The sequence below is a fragment of the bacterium SCSIO 12696 genome (assembly GCA_024397955.1).
Lineage (GTDB): Bacteria > Pseudomonadota > Gammaproteobacteria > Pseudomonadales > Porticoccaceae > SCSIO-12696.
The window spans coordinates 72,921-87,353 of sequence record CP073744.1 but is presented as its reverse complement, the minus strand read 5'-3'; the positions used below and the strand labels follow the sequence as shown (position 1 = coordinate 87,353).

At 48.6% G+C, this 14,433-nt stretch carries 18 protein-coding genes; 3 read left to right on the top strand and 15 right to left on the bottom strand.

All coding sequences use genetic code 11. The annotated features are described in order from the left end of the window. Positions 1-55: 55 nt before the first annotated feature. Entirely contained in the window at positions 56-1,405 is a 1,350-nt protein-coding gene (locus tag KFE80_00455) for an SPOR domain-containing protein (GenBank protein UTW45440.1), read from the top strand. Positions 1,406-1,567: 162 nt separating this feature from the next. Here the strand turns inward: KFE80_00455 and KFE80_00450 are convergent, their stop codons facing one another. Beyond that, a complete protein-coding gene (locus tag KFE80_00450) occupies positions 1,568-2,140 on the bottom strand; it encodes a dCTP deaminase (protein ID UTW45439.1) in 573 nt (190 codons plus the stop codon). A gap of 50 nt (positions 2,141-2,190) precedes the next feature. Continuing rightward, positions 2,191-3,009 carry an iron-sulfur cluster carrier protein ApbC gene (gene apbC / locus KFE80_00445; GenBank protein UTW45438.1) on the bottom strand — a complete coding sequence of 273 codons (819 nt, stop codon included), beginning with the start codon at positions 3,007-3,009 and terminating at the stop codon, positions 2,191-2,193. 83 nt (positions 3,010-3,092) lie between these two features. On the opposite strand from apbC, the gene metG reads away from it, so the two are divergent. Beyond that, a complete protein-coding gene (gene metG, locus KFE80_00440; protein UTW45437.1) occupies positions 3,093-5,126 on the top strand; it encodes a methionine--tRNA ligase in 2,034 nt (677 codons plus the stop codon). Continuing rightward, the gene (locus KFE80_00435; GenBank protein UTW45436.1) at positions 5,126-6,124 is read left to right on the top strand and encodes a YhdH/YhfP family quinone oxidoreductase; all 999 of its coding nucleotides are present in this window, start codon (positions 5,126-5,128) and stop codon (positions 6,122-6,124) included. Before metG ends, KFE80_00435 begins: the two co-directional genes overlap by 1 nt. 59 nt (positions 6,125-6,183) lie before the next feature. Here KFE80_00435 and KFE80_00430 read toward each other — a convergent pair whose 3' ends face one another. The 13 genes from KFE80_00430 to KFE80_00370 all read right to left on the bottom strand — a co-directional run bounded on the left by KFE80_00430 (position 6,184) and on the right by KFE80_00370 (position 14,329). Continuing rightward, positions 6,184-6,549 carry a cupin domain-containing protein gene (locus KFE80_00430; protein UTW46560.1) on the bottom strand — a complete coding sequence of 122 codons (366 nt, stop codon included), beginning with the start codon at positions 6,547-6,549 and terminating at the stop codon, positions 6,184-6,186. 27 nt (positions 6,550-6,576) lie between these two features. After that, entirely contained in the window at positions 6,577-6,984 is a 408-nt protein-coding gene (locus tag KFE80_00425) for a gamma-glutamylcyclotransferase (protein UTW45435.1), read from the bottom strand. A gap of 46 nt (positions 6,985-7,030) precedes the next feature. Continuing rightward, positions 7,031-7,534, bottom strand: a complete 504-nt coding sequence (locus tag KFE80_00420) for a cytochrome P460 family protein (GenBank protein UTW45434.1) — start codon at positions 7,532-7,534, stop codon at positions 7,031-7,033. A gap of 105 nt (positions 7,535-7,639) precedes the next feature. Next, positions 7,640-7,906 carry a cupin domain-containing protein gene (locus KFE80_00415; protein ID UTW46559.1) on the bottom strand — a complete coding sequence of 89 codons (267 nt, stop codon included), beginning with the start codon at positions 7,904-7,906 and terminating at the stop codon, positions 7,640-7,642. Between the two features lie 91 nt (positions 7,907-7,997). Beyond that, positions 7,998-8,756 carry a class I SAM-dependent methyltransferase gene (locus KFE80_00410; protein ID UTW45433.1) on the bottom strand — a complete coding sequence of 253 codons (759 nt, stop codon included), beginning with the start codon at positions 8,754-8,756 and terminating at the stop codon, positions 7,998-8,000. A 51-nt stretch (positions 8,757-8,807) separates the two neighbouring features. Then, a complete protein-coding gene (locus KFE80_00405; GenBank protein ID UTW45432.1) occupies positions 8,808-9,455 on the bottom strand; it encodes an alkylmercury lyase family protein in 648 nt (215 codons plus the stop codon). A gap of 499 nt (positions 9,456-9,954) precedes the next feature. Beyond that, on the bottom strand, positions 9,955-10,254 hold the full coding sequence (locus KFE80_00400) for a hypothetical protein (GenBank protein ID UTW45431.1): 300 nt from the start codon (positions 10,252-10,254) through the stop codon (positions 9,955-9,957). 592 nt (positions 10,255-10,846) lie between these two features. After that, positions 10,847-11,158, bottom strand: coding sequence for a hypothetical protein (locus KFE80_00395; protein ID UTW45430.1), 312 nt, complete (start codon positions 11,156-11,158; stop codon positions 10,847-10,849). Between the two features lie 71 nt (positions 11,159-11,229). Further along, a complete protein-coding gene (locus KFE80_00390; GenBank protein UTW45429.1) occupies positions 11,230-11,571 on the bottom strand; it encodes a hypothetical protein in 342 nt (113 codons plus the stop codon). 505 nt (positions 11,572-12,076) lie between these two features. Continuing rightward, a complete protein-coding gene (locus KFE80_00385; GenBank protein ID UTW45428.1) occupies positions 12,077-12,646 on the bottom strand; it encodes a hypothetical protein in 570 nt (189 codons plus the stop codon). A 100-nt stretch (positions 12,647-12,746) separates the two neighbouring features. Beyond that, a complete protein-coding gene (locus KFE80_00380) occupies positions 12,747-13,091 on the bottom strand; it encodes a hypothetical protein (GenBank protein ID UTW45427.1) in 345 nt (114 codons plus the stop codon). Positions 13,092-13,194: 103 nt separating this feature from the next. Next, positions 13,195-13,680, bottom strand: a complete 486-nt coding sequence (locus KFE80_00375; protein ID UTW45426.1) for a hypothetical protein — start codon at positions 13,678-13,680, stop codon at positions 13,195-13,197. A gap of 91 nt (positions 13,681-13,771) precedes the next feature. Then, positions 13,772-14,329, bottom strand: a complete 558-nt coding sequence (locus KFE80_00370) for a hypothetical protein (protein UTW45425.1) — start codon at positions 14,327-14,329, stop codon at positions 13,772-13,774. Positions 14,330-14,433 lie beyond the last annotated feature (104 nt).

Sequence of the window (14,433 nt, the reverse complement as noted above, 5' to 3'; positions counted from 1 at the left end):
TACGGTCTATCGGCATAAATGGCGGTTTCTGAACTACCTCTTTTGAGTAATTTCTATGAGCATTTTTGACGACGATACAACGCAAGCCGTATCAGCGCCCAAATCCAAAGCCGCCTCACGCCAGAAAAACCCGTTTGCCGACCCTGACGAGCGGCTGGAACCGCACATCAAAGATGACACCCCGTTTGAAGACGATGAACTGGACGACGAATTTACCCCACTGGACAGCAGTCGCAATCGCCACCTGAGCCGCAGCCTGGAAAATATTCGCGACCACGGACCGGCTCATGCCACCAAAACGGCCAACACCACAGAGACCCAATCGCAACCTGCCAAACCAGAAACACCACCGAAAGCGGAATCACGCAACCCATTTGCCGATAATCAGAGCAACCGCCAAGGGCCCAGTGATTCCCACAAGAAGATTGATAAATCGAACAACCCGTTTCTGGCCGGCGTAGACACAAGCAAGCTAACCACCCAGAAGACTGAAAAGACGGCGGAGACCAAAACCGGCAACGCACCGCAAGCGTCAAAAATCAAAGCGCCACAGCCGGCCAAGCCTGCACCATCTGAGGCAACAATCAGCTCAAAACGCGATCCACAACAGACAAACCTTAGAGCAACAGCAAATACGGCAGCCAAGCCACCCAGGCAGCCCCGGCCACAAAGCGATGAAATACCATCCAGAGAAGCCCCGGTTCAGCAGCCTTCAAGCCAGCGACAAGCACCGCCACCCCCGGAATTCGCTCGGCGCCAACAGCCAGCTATTGGTGTAGGCAATCTCACGTTGTGGGCACTGTTGGCGATGGCTGTATTACTGGCCGCCTGGAGCATGATTCAGCTATCTGGCGTAGAAAATCGCCTGGTCGAGCTGACCAGCGAAGTCACCCGACTGCAACAACAACCGACTTCTGTAGACAGCAACTCAGAGGGTTCAGACCTGCGCTTGTCGCGCCTGGAGAACAATCTTCAGGCTGTGGAAAATCGTATTCAGAAGCTTCAAAGACCCGTCGCGCCAGCAGCAAACAACCAGCCACTCAAAGACGAAATGGCGCAGTTACAGCAGCGTGTGGATCAACTGCAAAAGCAGCTTCAAGCAACCACAACCGCCAAACAAACACCAAGCCCAGTGGCAAAAGCACCGGCTGAAGCGGCCCCAAAACCCAACGGCTGGGTGATTAATATCGCTTCCCTGTCCAACCGCGGCAACGCCCTCAAGCTCGCGGGCAAAGCCAGCGCTCTGGGCGCAGACGCAAAAGTGGAACCCTACCCCTCCCAAGGGCGCACCCTGTACCGCATTCGAGCCTACGGCTACAATAGCCAAGGAGCTGCGGAGCAAGCGGCAATACGCCTGCAAAATGGCTTGGGGGTGGGTGGTTTGATTGTCAGGAAGATTGATTAACAGCTACGGGCAACGAGCCGCGCGCCACGAGCAGACCGAGCGGAGATTTGACCCTACGCACCCTGTAGGCCGCACTTATTTAGTCCGAATTACAGGGTCGACACATAAAATCAAACCCGATCTGCACGCGGCCAGTAGCTCGTTGCCCGCAGCCATTTAATATTATGCCTTAGGCAGGGTCACCCCAGTCTGGCCCTGATACTTGCCACCGCGGTCGCGGTAGGAAGTTTCACAAACTTCATCAGATTCGAAAAACAACATTTGTGCCACACCTTCGTTGGCGTAAATTTTGGCAGGCAGGTTAGTGGTGTTGGAAAACTCCAGAGTAACGTGGCCTTCCCACTCCGGCTCCAGCGGCGTGACATTAACGATAATACCGCAGCGGGCGTAGGTGGACTTACCCAGGCAGATAGTCAGCACATTGCGGGGAATACGAAAGTACTCAACCGTCCTGGCCAAAGCAAACGAGTTGGGCGGGATAATGCAGTGGTCGGCTTTTACATCCACAAAACTGTTGGGGTCGAAATGTTTCGGGTCCACCGTTGCAGAGTGGACATTGGTGAAAATTTTGAATTCATCCGAGCAGCGCACATCGTAGCCGTAGCTGGATACCCCATAAGAGATCACCTTGTCCTGCCCCGGGTTGGGTTCGCGCACTTGGCCCGGCTGAAACGGCTCGATCATGCCGTGCTCAGCGGCCATCCGGGTGATCCATTTATCTGCTTTGATACTCATCGTTTATAGTTCCCAAAAAAACATGCTGTTCAATCTGTTCAGTTTCTAATTTACTCTATTTCAATTTCCGGTATGGCACTGTCTGTCTGCTGCAACTGAGCCACCACCTTGCGAGCAATATCGCGGTAGATTGCCGCCACCTGCCCATCCGGTTCTGCCACCACAGTGGGGTTGCCGCCATCCACCTGCTCGCGGATGGTGCGATCCAATGGCAGTGAGCCCAGCAGTTGGGTTTGGTAATCTCGAGCGATGCGCTCACCGCCACCCTCACCAAAAACAGGCTCGCTGTGGCCGCATTGACTGCAAATGTGCAGAGCCATATTTTCCACCACGCCGATCACCGGGATATTGACCTTGCGAAACATCTCGATGCCTTTTTCAGCGTCCAGAAGGGCAATATCCTGAGGGGTAGTCACAATCACCGCACCCGCCACCGACACTTTCTGAGCGAGGGTCAGTTGAATATCACCGGTACCCGGCGGCATATCAACCACCAGACAATCCAGTTCACCCCATTGAGTTTGCATCAGCATTTGCTGCAGCGCACCGCTGGCCATGGGGCCACGCCATACGGCGGGGGCCTTATCTTCCAACAGGTAGCCAAGAGACATAGTTTTAAGGCCATGGGCTTCAACTGGCAGCAACTGGTTACCACCTGCAGTACCCGGCCGAGTGCCTTCACTGACACCCAGCATCAGCGGAATACTGGGGCCGTAGATATCCCCATCCAGCAACCCGGTAGCCACGCCTTCGGCTTGAAGCGCCAGCGCCAAATTGACTGCCGTGGTGGACTTGCCCACACCGCCTTTGCCGGACGCCACCGCCACAATGTGTTTTACCGCTTTCAACCCCTCGGGGAAATCACTCATCACCTATACTCAACACCTGAAAATCGCCAGCAAAAACGGTATAGTTGCGCGTCTTTCCAACCGTACAGAGAAATCACCCCGCAATGTCCGACCGCCGCAAAATCCTCGTTACCAGCGCCCTGCCCTACGCCAACGGTTCTATTCACCTTGGCCATATGATGGAAGCCATCCAGACCGATATCTGGACCCGCTTCCAGCGCCTGCGCGGCCACGAATGTTACTACGTTTGCGCCGACGATGCCCACGGCACTTCCATTATGTTGAAGGCCGAGCAGCTGGGCATCAGTTCCGAAGAACACATTGCCAATATCAAACAAGAACACCTGAAGGATTTTGGGGATTTTCAGATCGCCTTCGACAACTACCACTCTACTCACTCAGAGGAGAACCGCGAGCTGTCGAGCCTGATTTACACCCGCTTACGGGATAACGGTCATATCGCCAAGCGCGAGATCAAACAGGCCTTCGACCCGGAGAAGGGCCTGTTTCTGGCAGAGCGCTACATCAAAGGCACCTGCCCCAAATGCAAAACCGAAGATCAGTACGGCGACAACTGCGAAGCCTGCGGCGCCACCTATTCGCCCACGGAATTGATCAACCCGGTGTCTGCCATTTCTGGTGCCACACCCATCGAAAAGGAATCCACTCATTACTTTTTCAAACTGCCGGAATTTGAAGCATTTTTGGAAGACTGGACCCGCGCTGGACACCTGCAGGAAGAAGTAGCCAATAAACTGGGCGAGTGGCTGGAATCTGGATTACAGGAATGGGATATCAGCCGCGATGCTCCCTACTTCGGCTTTGAAATCCCCGATGCGCCGGGCAAATACTTCTATGTATGGTTGGACGCCCCCATCGGTTATATGGCCAGTTTTAAAGTGCTCTGCGAGAAGCAAGGCCTGGACTTCGACGAATACTGGGGCAAGGATTCCGAGGCTGAGCTGTACCACTTTATCGGCAAAGACATTATCAACTTCCACGCCCTGTTCTGGCCCGCGATGCTCAACAGCGCCCAGTTCCGCACACCCACTAAAGTGAATGCCCACGGTTTTGTCACCGTCAACGGCAAAAAAATGTCCAAGTCCCGAGGCACTTTTATTAACGCCCGCACTTACCTGGATCATCTGCCTGCGGAACCCCTGCGCTACTACTACGCCGCCAAGCTCACCAACAGCGTAGACGACCTGGACTTAAATCTGGACGACTTTGTGCAGCGGGTCAATTCCGACCTGGTGGGCAAAGTAGTGAACATCGCCAGCCGTTGCGCCGGTTTTGTGAAAAAATCCGGCGGGGTTTTGGCTGACCAAATCGTCGAGCCACAGCTGTGGCAAAAATTTGTAGATGCGGAACCCGTAATCGCCGAACACTACGAAAACCGCGAATTCGGCAAAGCCATGCGCGAAGTCATGACCCTGGCAGACGCAGCCAACGAATACATCGCCGCCAAAGAACCCTGGAAGCTGGCCAAGGAAGACGGCAAAGGCGACGAAGTACTGGGCATCTGCTCATTGGGTATCAACTTGTTCCGCACCCTGATGCTTTACCTGAAGCCGGTACTGCCGGCGATGGCCGAACAAGCAGAAGCGTTTTTAAACAGCCCACTCAGCTGGGCGGCCCCCTTACATCCGCTGCTGGGCCATACTATTAATAAATTCAAACCGCTGATGCAACGCATCGAAAAAGACAAGGTAAACGCCATCGTGGAAGCCGGAAAAGAACAAGCAGCCGCTGCAGCGGCACCCACTAATGTTGCGCCTCAGGAAGGTCCATTAGCCGACGAACCCCTGGCTACCGAAATCAATTTTGATGACTTTATTAAAGTGGATTTGCGCGTCGCCAAAATCGTCAAAGCCGACCATGTGGAAGGTGCCGACAAACTGCTGCAGCTGACTCTGGATATTGGCGAAGGCAAAACCCGCAACGTATTTTCCGGCATTAAATCCAGCTACAAACCGGAAGACCTGGAAGGCCGTTTGACGGTGATGGTCGCCAACTTGGCACCACGGAAAATGCGCTTTGGACTGTCCGAAGGCATGGTGCTGGCAGCCGGTGACAACAAGGGCATTTATCTGCTGACGCCAGACTCCGGTGCGGTGCCAGGGCAACGGGTAACCTAATGGCCGACACCTACCGTGCCTTGGTGGTTGAAGAAAAAAATGGCCACTTTGTTCGTTCGATACAGCAGCGCTCGCTGCAAACGTTAATGGCCGAGCCGCTGAACGACGAACTGCTGGTACGAGTCAATTACTCTTCTTTGAACTACAAAGACGCCCTGTCGGCCACCGGTAACAAGGGCGTTACCCGTAACTACCCCCATGTGCCCGGCATTGATGCCGTCGGTGTTGTGGAACAAAGCGACAGCAACCGATTTACCAGCGGCGACGCGGTTATAGTCACCAGCTACGACCTGGGCATGGAAACCGATGGCGGCTTTGGCGAATACATTCGCGTACCTGCTTCTTGGGCACTGCCACTGCCCAATGAACTCGATGCCAAGGAGGCCATGGTATTGGGCACTGCTGGCCTGACTGCTGGCATGTGTGTGCGCCACATCACCAGCACCCTGACACCACAAGACGGCGCTATCGCCGTGTCTGGCGCCAGCGGTGGGGTTGGTTCACTGGCCGTAGCCATATTGGCGAAACTGGGTTACCAGGTAACGGCTATCTCAGGGAAAAGTGGCGAATTCCTCAAGCAACTTGGGGCCAGCGAAGTGATCCCTCGTGAGGAATTGAGCGATGAAGACGCCCGCCCAATGCTGAAGGCCCGCTTTGCCGGGGCCATTGATACTGTCGGTGGCCCGATTTTGGAAAACTTGATTAAGTCGCTTAAAGCCAACGGCATTATTACCTGTTGCGGGTTAGCCGCTTCTCCCAACCTGTCGCTGACTGTATTCCCGTTTATTTTACGAGGTATTTCCCTGATAGGTATCGATTCGCAAGATTGCCCTATGCATTTGCGCAAAGCCATCTGGCAACTGTTATCTGCGGAGTGGAAGCCGGATTCAATAATGAGCCTGTGTCAGCGAGTACCACTGTCGGACTTGGAACAACACATAAATTGGATACTGCAAGGCAAAGTGCAAGGCCGAACCCTTGTCGACCTGAGCCAATAGGCAATCCCTGCAATGCACCTCGGTTAGCTGTCCGTTAGAAAGCCACTTTTAAAGGCAGGCTAAATCCAGGGTTGCTGATCCACAGCAACCGTTTGCTCCACCTGTTGACGACCCGTGTGCTGCGTCGTTTTTGGCTCAATCAGCATAAAATGGGTATCAGGTTCAGCAACCGGGCAGTGCTCCACCCCCTTAGGGACAACGAACAAATCACCGGGCAGCAATACGACCTCCCCATCACGAAGTTTGATGGTCAACTGCCCCTTCAACACCAGAAATAACTCATCTTCCTGCTCGTGAACATGCCACACCAGTTCACCGCTGCCTTTTGCCAGCTTTACCAACTGGCCGTTACTTTGAGCGACGATCCTGGGTGACCACAAGTCATCGAAAAGAGCCAGTTTCTCGTGCAGGTCAATTTTAGATATAGCACTACCGTGGCTTTTACTGGCCATTCAGGTCCAACCCTTTATCTCATCAACGTAGGCACTTGGAAGCCCCAGCGCCTCGGCCGTGTGGGCGAGCTTTACTGCGTATTCACTGTTACTGCCCAATATTCGTTCTATGGGCAACACATAAGTAACGGCGTCAACGAGCTCATCGTTGATTACACGCACTTGCACAGAATCTGGTACATAGTCCTCAACGCCATCACTGCTGTAGAGCTGTTCCAGCTCCCGCTGGCTCAACCTCATAACCGCCCCATAAGAGCTCATGCCTCGGTGTGGCACCAATGTGGCTCGCTCCCCAATCCGTAATTGATAACCGTCCAAGCAAGCAAGCCGGATGCTTTCGGGGTTAAGCCCCTTCTGCTTCAAAAGATGTTCATCCATAAACAAGCCATAGAAAAAGACAGTTGTCATGCTATGAGTGGCCCCAAGTAAGGCAACGAATATTGGCTTCTAACCATTATTTGCCCGGAAGGTGCTCAATGGAAAACATAAAATCCTTCTCTTTTAGAGGCGCGTGGCAGGCCCGGCATTCGTTCAGATTTTTTGCTGCGGCCTCACCATTGGGCTTGTAGGACCCGAAATCCCAGTTACCGGTTTTAATAACGGAGCTGGGCGACTGACCAAACTCAGCCTGCTTTTCCATCACTGCGATGGAAATTAACTGATCCTTAATTCTACGACCCAATTCACTGGTTTTTACCGTGCCATCCTCATTCTTTTGCACAGAATAAACTTCGGCAACAATAACCGCCCCATCGGGCAGTAAACCGTTCTCATCTCGCCCTTGCATAGCGATGTCGTTCGCAAACAAGCGCATAAACTGATCGAGGTTTTGAACTCGATCCAAAGATAGATATTCGACAAAACTCTCGCGGTAGTCGCTGGGTAGAGCAACTCGGTTTTCAGCCACTGACAATAATGGCATTACGGCAAACAACACAAAGGCGACAAACAGTCTCATAGTTATCACTCCCTCAATCCGGCTAAAAAGGCAGGAGGCGCTGGAACAGCGGCCCCATCACAACCTAAATAGATGCCCAAAGCCTGGTGAGGTTCAAAATGGTTGCTAGGCATCGGACTCACCACCTTTCGGCCCCCAAAATATTGCCCACATTTTTAAGCCAGAGAGCTCGCCCAAGAACCTATGTTCTTGCCCTGCAGCCACAAAGATCGAAGACCCTTTTTCAAAACAGGCGACAACACCGTCTATTTCGATCTTTCCACTGCCCTCAAGAACAATATACAGCTCATCCTGATCATGTGGCGTTTGATAGTCATTACCTTGTGGGGCGAAGTAGATGAGAGACATACTGCCATTTTTGAACGCCTCCATATCCCAGACCCCTTCTTTCCATTTGTCGGTCGCAGGAAGCGGAAGCTGATCTTGGTATTCTTGGTAGTTAATAATCACTTTTTACCCCCTATTAACCGGGAACAGCCCGTATCAGATAATCTCGGCCGTAACGTAATCCATCGTTGCGCTCAATAAGCAGCTCACCTCTGTGGCGCATTTGAGCGATGTGTTTACCCATGGCCGCTGCCAGATCGGGATCGGTGAAACGCGTTACACGATCCTCGCAGATCTGCAGCTGACTGGAGAGAAATCGGTGACGGTAGCGAATAGAAAAGTACTTGGTATGAGTCACTGTGAAGCCAATCTGGCGAAGCTGCGCCGCAACCCACGAAGACGGGTACTCTCTATACGGGCGATCCCGAGCCAGCAGCATACAAGCATCCCGAAGCCGAGCCAAATCACCCACAAAAGAGCCAACTTCTTCGTCAACTACGACGGGGACATAGGGTTCAAGACCGGTGATATACAGCGTGCCGCGTACACTCGCAGCAATACGATGAAGCAGAGCTTCCTGAGAGTACGGCGCAAACGCATCGATGGATCCAATAAAATAATCCAAAAGCACCGTATCGAACCGTTCCCCTTCAAGGAGCGAGCCATCAACCCAGTTACCAAGGACAATCCGATCCGTTTCTCGAGGGGGCACTTGCAAAGCACCGCGGGCACTTTCAACCATGGAAGACTGAGCGGTCACAGCTGTCCAACTTTGACTCGGAAGCCGACTAATCCAAGAAAGGGATTTCGGCCCTGTACCGGCATCCAGAACATGCCCCCAAGGCGTATCACCTTGAAGCTCCTCGATTTTCTTAAGCAAGGACGAGACTTTCACATGCATTCCAAAGGTTTATGAACGTTTTACAGGAACAATCTCCAGCTAGCATTAAAACCTGCCAGCATCAGACGGCATATTCCATATTGAATGGTCGAGTTTAAATTGTGCAAATATTTCTTTTGCTTCATCCACCGACCACTTAACCCAATCAGGGTTTAGGTGGCTTCCGTACCACACCTTGGAAAATTCCCATATTTTGTTTATTGGTTGAACATCGCCTTTGGCGATGCCGTGACGTTCACACCAATCATCAATATCAGACTCTGACTCGAACATAAGCATAGTGCTGCACGTGTAAGCGACATTCTCCCACGCCTTAATCATTGGAACTGGAAAGTGGATAAACAGGTTTTGCTGAGTTATTTGACCGCCCTTTACTTCAATGACCACCTGTTTGGACTCACTACCCAACGTTGTCGTTATCGTTAAGTCGCGATCAAGTAACGCAGCCGCTCCCAGCGAGCACCAGGCGCAATTGCCCCACCAGCTCTCAGTGTCAGACTTGATCCAGAAATTGGTTGGCGCCGTAGAAAACGGGTGCATTACCCAAACTTCCGAAGACACTGGGTGTAAAACGACTCCGTGATAATCCTGAAGTGCTTTAAGGGCTTGAACCATATCGCCTGTGGACACGCCAAAATCTATAGCCATAGTGGCGATTTCAGGTGCTTTTCCTTCGTCAACGATATGCTTCATTATGTAGCAGTGAAGACTTGAATTATTTAAGTGCACCTTCGCTCCGTAGGGACTTTTATATGAAACTCCGCCAGCATGTTGGTCTTATTAGGGGTGAACATTATGTGAACCCCGTTTAACTAAAAGATACCACCATAACAAACCACTGACAGCGCCAAACACACCAAAAAATATGATAGTGATAATAGCGCTTCTGGCGGTAGGCGGACTGACAAAATAGTGAATAGCCGCCCAACCGCAAAGGATAGATATTGGAGCAGATATGAATATGAATTGTTTTAATTTAAACCACTGGTTTCGCTTTAGAACTACGAAATAACTTATAACCAGAGGTATTTGAATAGACAACAAAAACACTGGGAACAATAGTGTCAAGACGAATAGCAATTCCATTTTTCTTCTATACTCCTAACGCCTTGCTAAGGGGTAGCCGAAACGTAGTGTTGACTGTCCCGTGGAGGCCACACCTTTTGTGGCCGGAGTGTGCTTGAACGACTTGTTAAGTGTTTTGTATTGCATATAGTGCCCACAGCAAAATTAAGGATGAAAATGCAGCAACAATAAGCGGAAATATCTTAATAATTGACAGCATTAATTCTGAGCTGTATTCCATAGTTATTCCAAGACCACGAATAAATATATTGCCTGAGTCTCTGTATAATTTAGCGCAGATATACTCATCAAAACCATCGTCGCCGATAATGGCCATGAGTAATAGTTGTGAACCACGAGCAATTAGTACTACTGCACCGATAAAAAGTACTGCCCATAGCCCAACTTCTTTAACAATTTCTATCATGCATGGAGACACTTAACGCTTGTGTATGGGGCTGGCATGTAGCGCCAATGTAATGCCAGTCTCAGCCGAGTTTTTTCGGAAAACATAACACATTTGTTATTTTTTTATTGCATATAAGGCTCTACAGCTGGGAAATGAAAGGGTCAAAACAGCAATAAGACATGATACAAACATTAAAAAGCCGATCCAGTTCCACTGATAAAAAACACCATCATTCTCTAATTGCATCTCTATTATGAATAGATAACCAATAGCCCAATATATGCATAACAAAGCACCCAACCATTGGGAAAATTTGTTTCTCTTTAAAAACAACACGACGCCTACTACACTTAGCATTAACCTCACTATTATTTCAATATTTTCAGAAAATAAGAGCGATATAGAAGATATATTGAAGTACCAGTATTGCAGAGCAAGCACAAAGACAATCGAACATGCCACAAGTGCACATACTAAATGTAACTTAGGTATTATTTTATTCATTGCAAATTAGCTCTAGTAAACATAACGCCAGTATTAGGGGTGGGCTGAGCGACGCGAAGACTATCCCAGCCCCACAAGAGCGGCTAACATACGCTTGTTACGCTATTTATCCAGATTGAAAGCTCGTTTTATTTGGAAACTTATTATTTGTCTTAAATTGCTTTATTACTTTTCTTGATGCCTTAAGAAAACAGCCGTTTTTACTGTCATGCTCAATAGGTAATAGTAGATGTGCTTCAAGATCAACTTTTGTAATTCTGAACAAACCACGCACGTTTCCAAGACATATATTTCTGCTATTGCCACGAGGGTCTTTTGTGTAGATATTGGACGCATAGAAATAATCTACATAATCCTCACTTTCCTTGTCCTTTTCTATAAGTATGGACATTACATCTACATTCATTCCTTCACTCATTGCTCGATCTCAATAGCGCATAACGCCGCAAAAATGGGCGACCTGGAGCGGCGTCCATGTGCTTTGACTTGTTATTTATTGTTACTGCTTGCATGCTTTCTTAGCTCGGTGATAAGGGAGAAAAAACCACAGACGCAAAGAGCGCCCAATACAAAAGCCAAAATATTGGCCATATCAATATAATGTGGAAATATGCCAAATCTAAGCGATTCAAGTGTCGCATATATTGCACCCGAGACCAGTGTAGCTATAAAAGCTACAGCCAAACTCTGACGAGTAATTCTCATTGCTATTAGAGAAATCAGAAATCCGATCAGACCAATAGAAAAGTAATACTCTACTTCTCCATAGTGAATTAAAATCGAATCAAGCTCTGTCGGCGCAAATGGGTATAGCGGCTTTTCAGGCGCCATGAAAACACCAACAATAACACCTAATAACGCAGCAATTTGTTGACCAATTAAACGCTTGATATTCGTCTCTCCCTATACATAACGCCGCAAACATGGGCGACGCAGAGCGGTGTCCATGTGTTTTGCTTGGTTAAATGGCCAGAGTTTAAAATTTAGCACTTTATTGACTTTTGGAACTACGAGAAATAAAGATTTCAAATAAGCCATACAATATGCAGCAAATGCCGATAATTAGAAAAATTAAAGCTGCATTTAAGTCTCTTCCCTCTGCACTCCACTTAGAAGCGAGATCAAAATCAGAGGAGAGCACTACACTACCACCCCAAGAACACAGACCAATCCCTATTAAAGTAATTAATATCGATGCCGATTTTTTCATAACCTTTTTAAAACCCCGGCCTTTTAACGATTTGCCAAGGGGCGCACACGCAGCGGGCGTCCCGCGGAGCCAGCCCTGGCTGGCGGAGTTTACTTAAGCAACTTGTCAGGCAAGCAGATTTATATGCTAATTGAGGCATTTATTGTAACCGGATTGAATAAGTGCAGCTCGCTGGTGAGAGTTTGGATAACCTGGACTGGAACCCATAGAAAATAAGGTTTGCTGAAGTGCAGATAAAGCCTGAGGAGGTGCGCCTGCCAAAGCAAATGCGCATCCAGCGTACTCGTCTGCGGCAGCCTCTCGCTGGTATTGGGACTGCTGTGATGGATTATTCGCAAAATCTATTATATGACCTAATTCATGGGCAAGTATGCCAATAGTAGCTTGTGGGCCAAACGATTGAAGCACTTGGTTCATAAATTGAGGATTGTAGCGAATTTGAGCACCAAATTGGTCGAGATAAGCTTGAGCATTACCTGCGGTATGGTTTTTAAAAAATTGATAAGAAGGACATGGAAACCTACTACATAAAACATTGTTTGTATGCGACATTTGATCGGCAGCCATAGGTGAAGCTGGCTGATCAGCATGATTTGCATAACCACCAGGTGACAGCGCACAGAGTGGGCCGGCCAGAGCAAAAGGAGGCAAAAAATTTAAAACAAAAAAGGCAACATATTTCATTTTGATCTTCATAAAAAACTCCCTCTAATTTCTGAATTTCAACCTACAAACCTAACGCCCGCATATTGGGCAGCTGGAGCGCAGCGTAAGCTGTCCGAAAATAATGCGCTTGTTATACACTTTCTGCCACCTCATTATCGAACCATACATGCTCACTTTCACCGCCTAAAACAAAACGATAGCCAAAAGGTAAAGCCAAATATTGAGCTATTTCTGGACGTGCGTCAGCTACGTGAGAAAAGTGAACGGTTTCAAGGCTTTCAACATCTCCGTTGTATAGATCAGTTGTGAGCCACCAACCAGACATATGCTCTGGGGAAGGATACCTGACACCTTCGATTTCGAGTGTGCCTGATAGAACCCCCTCTGAGATTGCTACCATTTGGTCTGGGTTTGGAGGAATGAAATCAGCTTTGTAGTGATTACAACAAGCTTTTTGATTTTGTTTTAAGTCCATTTCTATTCCGAGGTTCTATTGATGTATAACGCCTTACTTAGCGGCAGCCGAAACGCAGTGTAGGCTGTCCGGTGGAGGCAACGATTTTTGTTGCCGGAACACACTACAGCAACTTGTTAAGTTTTTCTGTGGCACCAACTGCATTAATAAATGGGGCCAAATCTTGCAATGTTTGTATGCTGTTGAGGAATGGTACGGCATGCTCAATAAGCATGCTTTTACCTTTTTTTTCAAAGTTCCTTACAAACCCCTCTTCTGTGCGACAAAATAGTTGCTCACTGCGAATACCAACCCCAAATTTGCTATGCAAATAGCCATTGATTGGACACCCGATATTGTCTGGATGTTTTTCTAGGAAATCCTCAGCTAAGAGTGGAGAGTGGGCAAAGGCCAAAATATCGTATTTAGGCTTACGTAGTGCTTTCCACGCCACTACATAATGGAATATATCGCTTTCAGTCTTGCGCCAGAATACAGATGTTTTAGAGCCGTCAGTGGTAAAACCATGTAGTTCAAGTACGCCTCCAAAGCACTGTTTTATTAGACTGTACCTTTTGGCAGTAGGTATCTGAGCTGATTTCGTGAGCATAATCTTCCTAGAAACTTAACGCCGTGGTTTGAGGCGGCTGGAGCAACGCGGAAGCCGTCCCAGCTGCGAAGCGGAAAATAACACCACCCTGTTATAATCTTTTCCATAATGTGAAGTCACTACCAATTGCAGAGACTAAAAAATTACCACACCAAGAGAAACCATATGCTCTAAGATGTTCAGAATCTATTCTTGTACAATATAAGCCGTGACCATCAATTAATGCTGATTTATATTCTTTGCAAAAATATAAATCATAAACTGGCCAGTTTGGTGCTACCACTTCGATGCTTTCACCGTATTGATTACTATGTGGTAGACCTCCACCTTGAAGCCCAGCTGTATGTATTTTCTCGGACTCAATCGGCCCTATACCTTCGCAAACCAACCCTCTTTCATTAAACCATTCGCCGTAGGACTCATCATCTCTTGCAACCTTCACCCCTGTATTACAATCAAATACACCTCGACCTTGACTGGAAATCACCAAAAGATAAGGATCTTTTTTAGAGAAGCCTAGATCAGATAGGCCTCCGACTGCGGCAGACGTAACTTTTTCCCATCCATCAGGAGACTCAGCTTCCTTGATTTTTCCAAGGATATTTTCAAGTCGCTCTAGATTTGGATCTTTTTTCTTGAATAGAGGCATGATCTACCTTGGGTTATAACGCCCAGCTAAGGGGCATTTTTGTAGTTGGTTTGTTTTGTGCTATTTAAGCACAAAATGAAGCGACGTAAAAAATGCCCCTCTTG

Excerpts from the sequence above, each read along its gene's own strand:
- KFE80_00455 (UTW45440.1), top strand. The coding sequence starts at position 56 with ATGAGCATTTTTGACGACGATACAACGCAAGCCGTATCAGCGCCCAAA.
- KFE80_00450 (UTW45439.1), bottom strand. The coding sequence starts at position 2,140 with ATGAGTATCAAAGCAGATAAATGGATCACCCGGATGGCCGCTGAGCAC.
- apbC (UTW45438.1), bottom strand. The coding sequence starts at position 3,009 with ATGAGTGATTTCCCCGAGGGGTTGAAAGCGGTAAAACACATTGTGGCG.
- metG (UTW45437.1), top strand. The coding sequence starts at position 3,093 with ATGTCCGACCGCCGCAAAATCCTCGTTACCAGCGCCCTGCCCTACGCC.
- KFE80_00435 (UTW45436.1), top strand. The coding sequence starts at position 5,126 with ATGGCCGACACCTACCGTGCCTTGGTGGTTGAAGAAAAAAATGGCCAC.
- KFE80_00425 (UTW45435.1), bottom strand. The coding sequence starts at position 6,984 with ATGACAACTGTCTTTTTCTATGGCTTGTTTATGGATGAACATCTTTTG.
- KFE80_00420 (UTW45434.1), bottom strand. The coding sequence starts at position 7,534 with ATGAGACTGTTTGTCGCCTTTGTGTTGTTTGCCGTAATGCCATTATTG.
- KFE80_00415 (UTW46559.1), bottom strand. The coding sequence starts at position 7,906 with ATGGAGGCGTTCAAAAATGGCAGTATGTCTCTCATCTACTTCGCCCCA.
- KFE80_00405 (UTW45432.1), bottom strand. The coding sequence starts at position 9,455 with ATGAAGCATATCGTTGACGAAGGAAAAGCACCTGAAATCGCCACTATG.
- KFE80_00400 (UTW45431.1), bottom strand. The coding sequence starts at position 10,254 with ATGATAGAAATTGTTAAAGAAGTTGGGCTATGGGCAGTACTTTTTATC.
- KFE80_00395 (UTW45430.1), bottom strand. The coding sequence starts at position 11,158 with ATGAGTGAAGGAATGAATGTAGATGTAATGTCCATACTTATAGAAAAG.
- KFE80_00390 (UTW45429.1), bottom strand. The coding sequence starts at position 11,571 with ATGGCGCCTGAAAAGCCGCTATACCCATTTGCGCCGACAGAGCTTGAT.
- KFE80_00385 (UTW45428.1), bottom strand. The coding sequence starts at position 12,646 with ATGAAGATCAAAATGAAATATGTTGCCTTTTTTGTTTTAAATTTTTTG.
- KFE80_00380 (UTW45427.1), bottom strand. The coding sequence starts at position 13,091 with ATGGACTTAAAACAAAATCAAAAAGCTTGTTGTAATCACTACAAAGCT.
- KFE80_00375 (UTW45426.1), bottom strand. The coding sequence starts at position 13,680 with ATGCTCACGAAATCAGCTCAGATACCTACTGCCAAAAGGTACAGTCTA.
- KFE80_00370 (UTW45425.1), bottom strand. The coding sequence starts at position 14,329 with ATGCCTCTATTCAAGAAAAAAGATCCAAATCTAGAGCGACTTGAAAAT.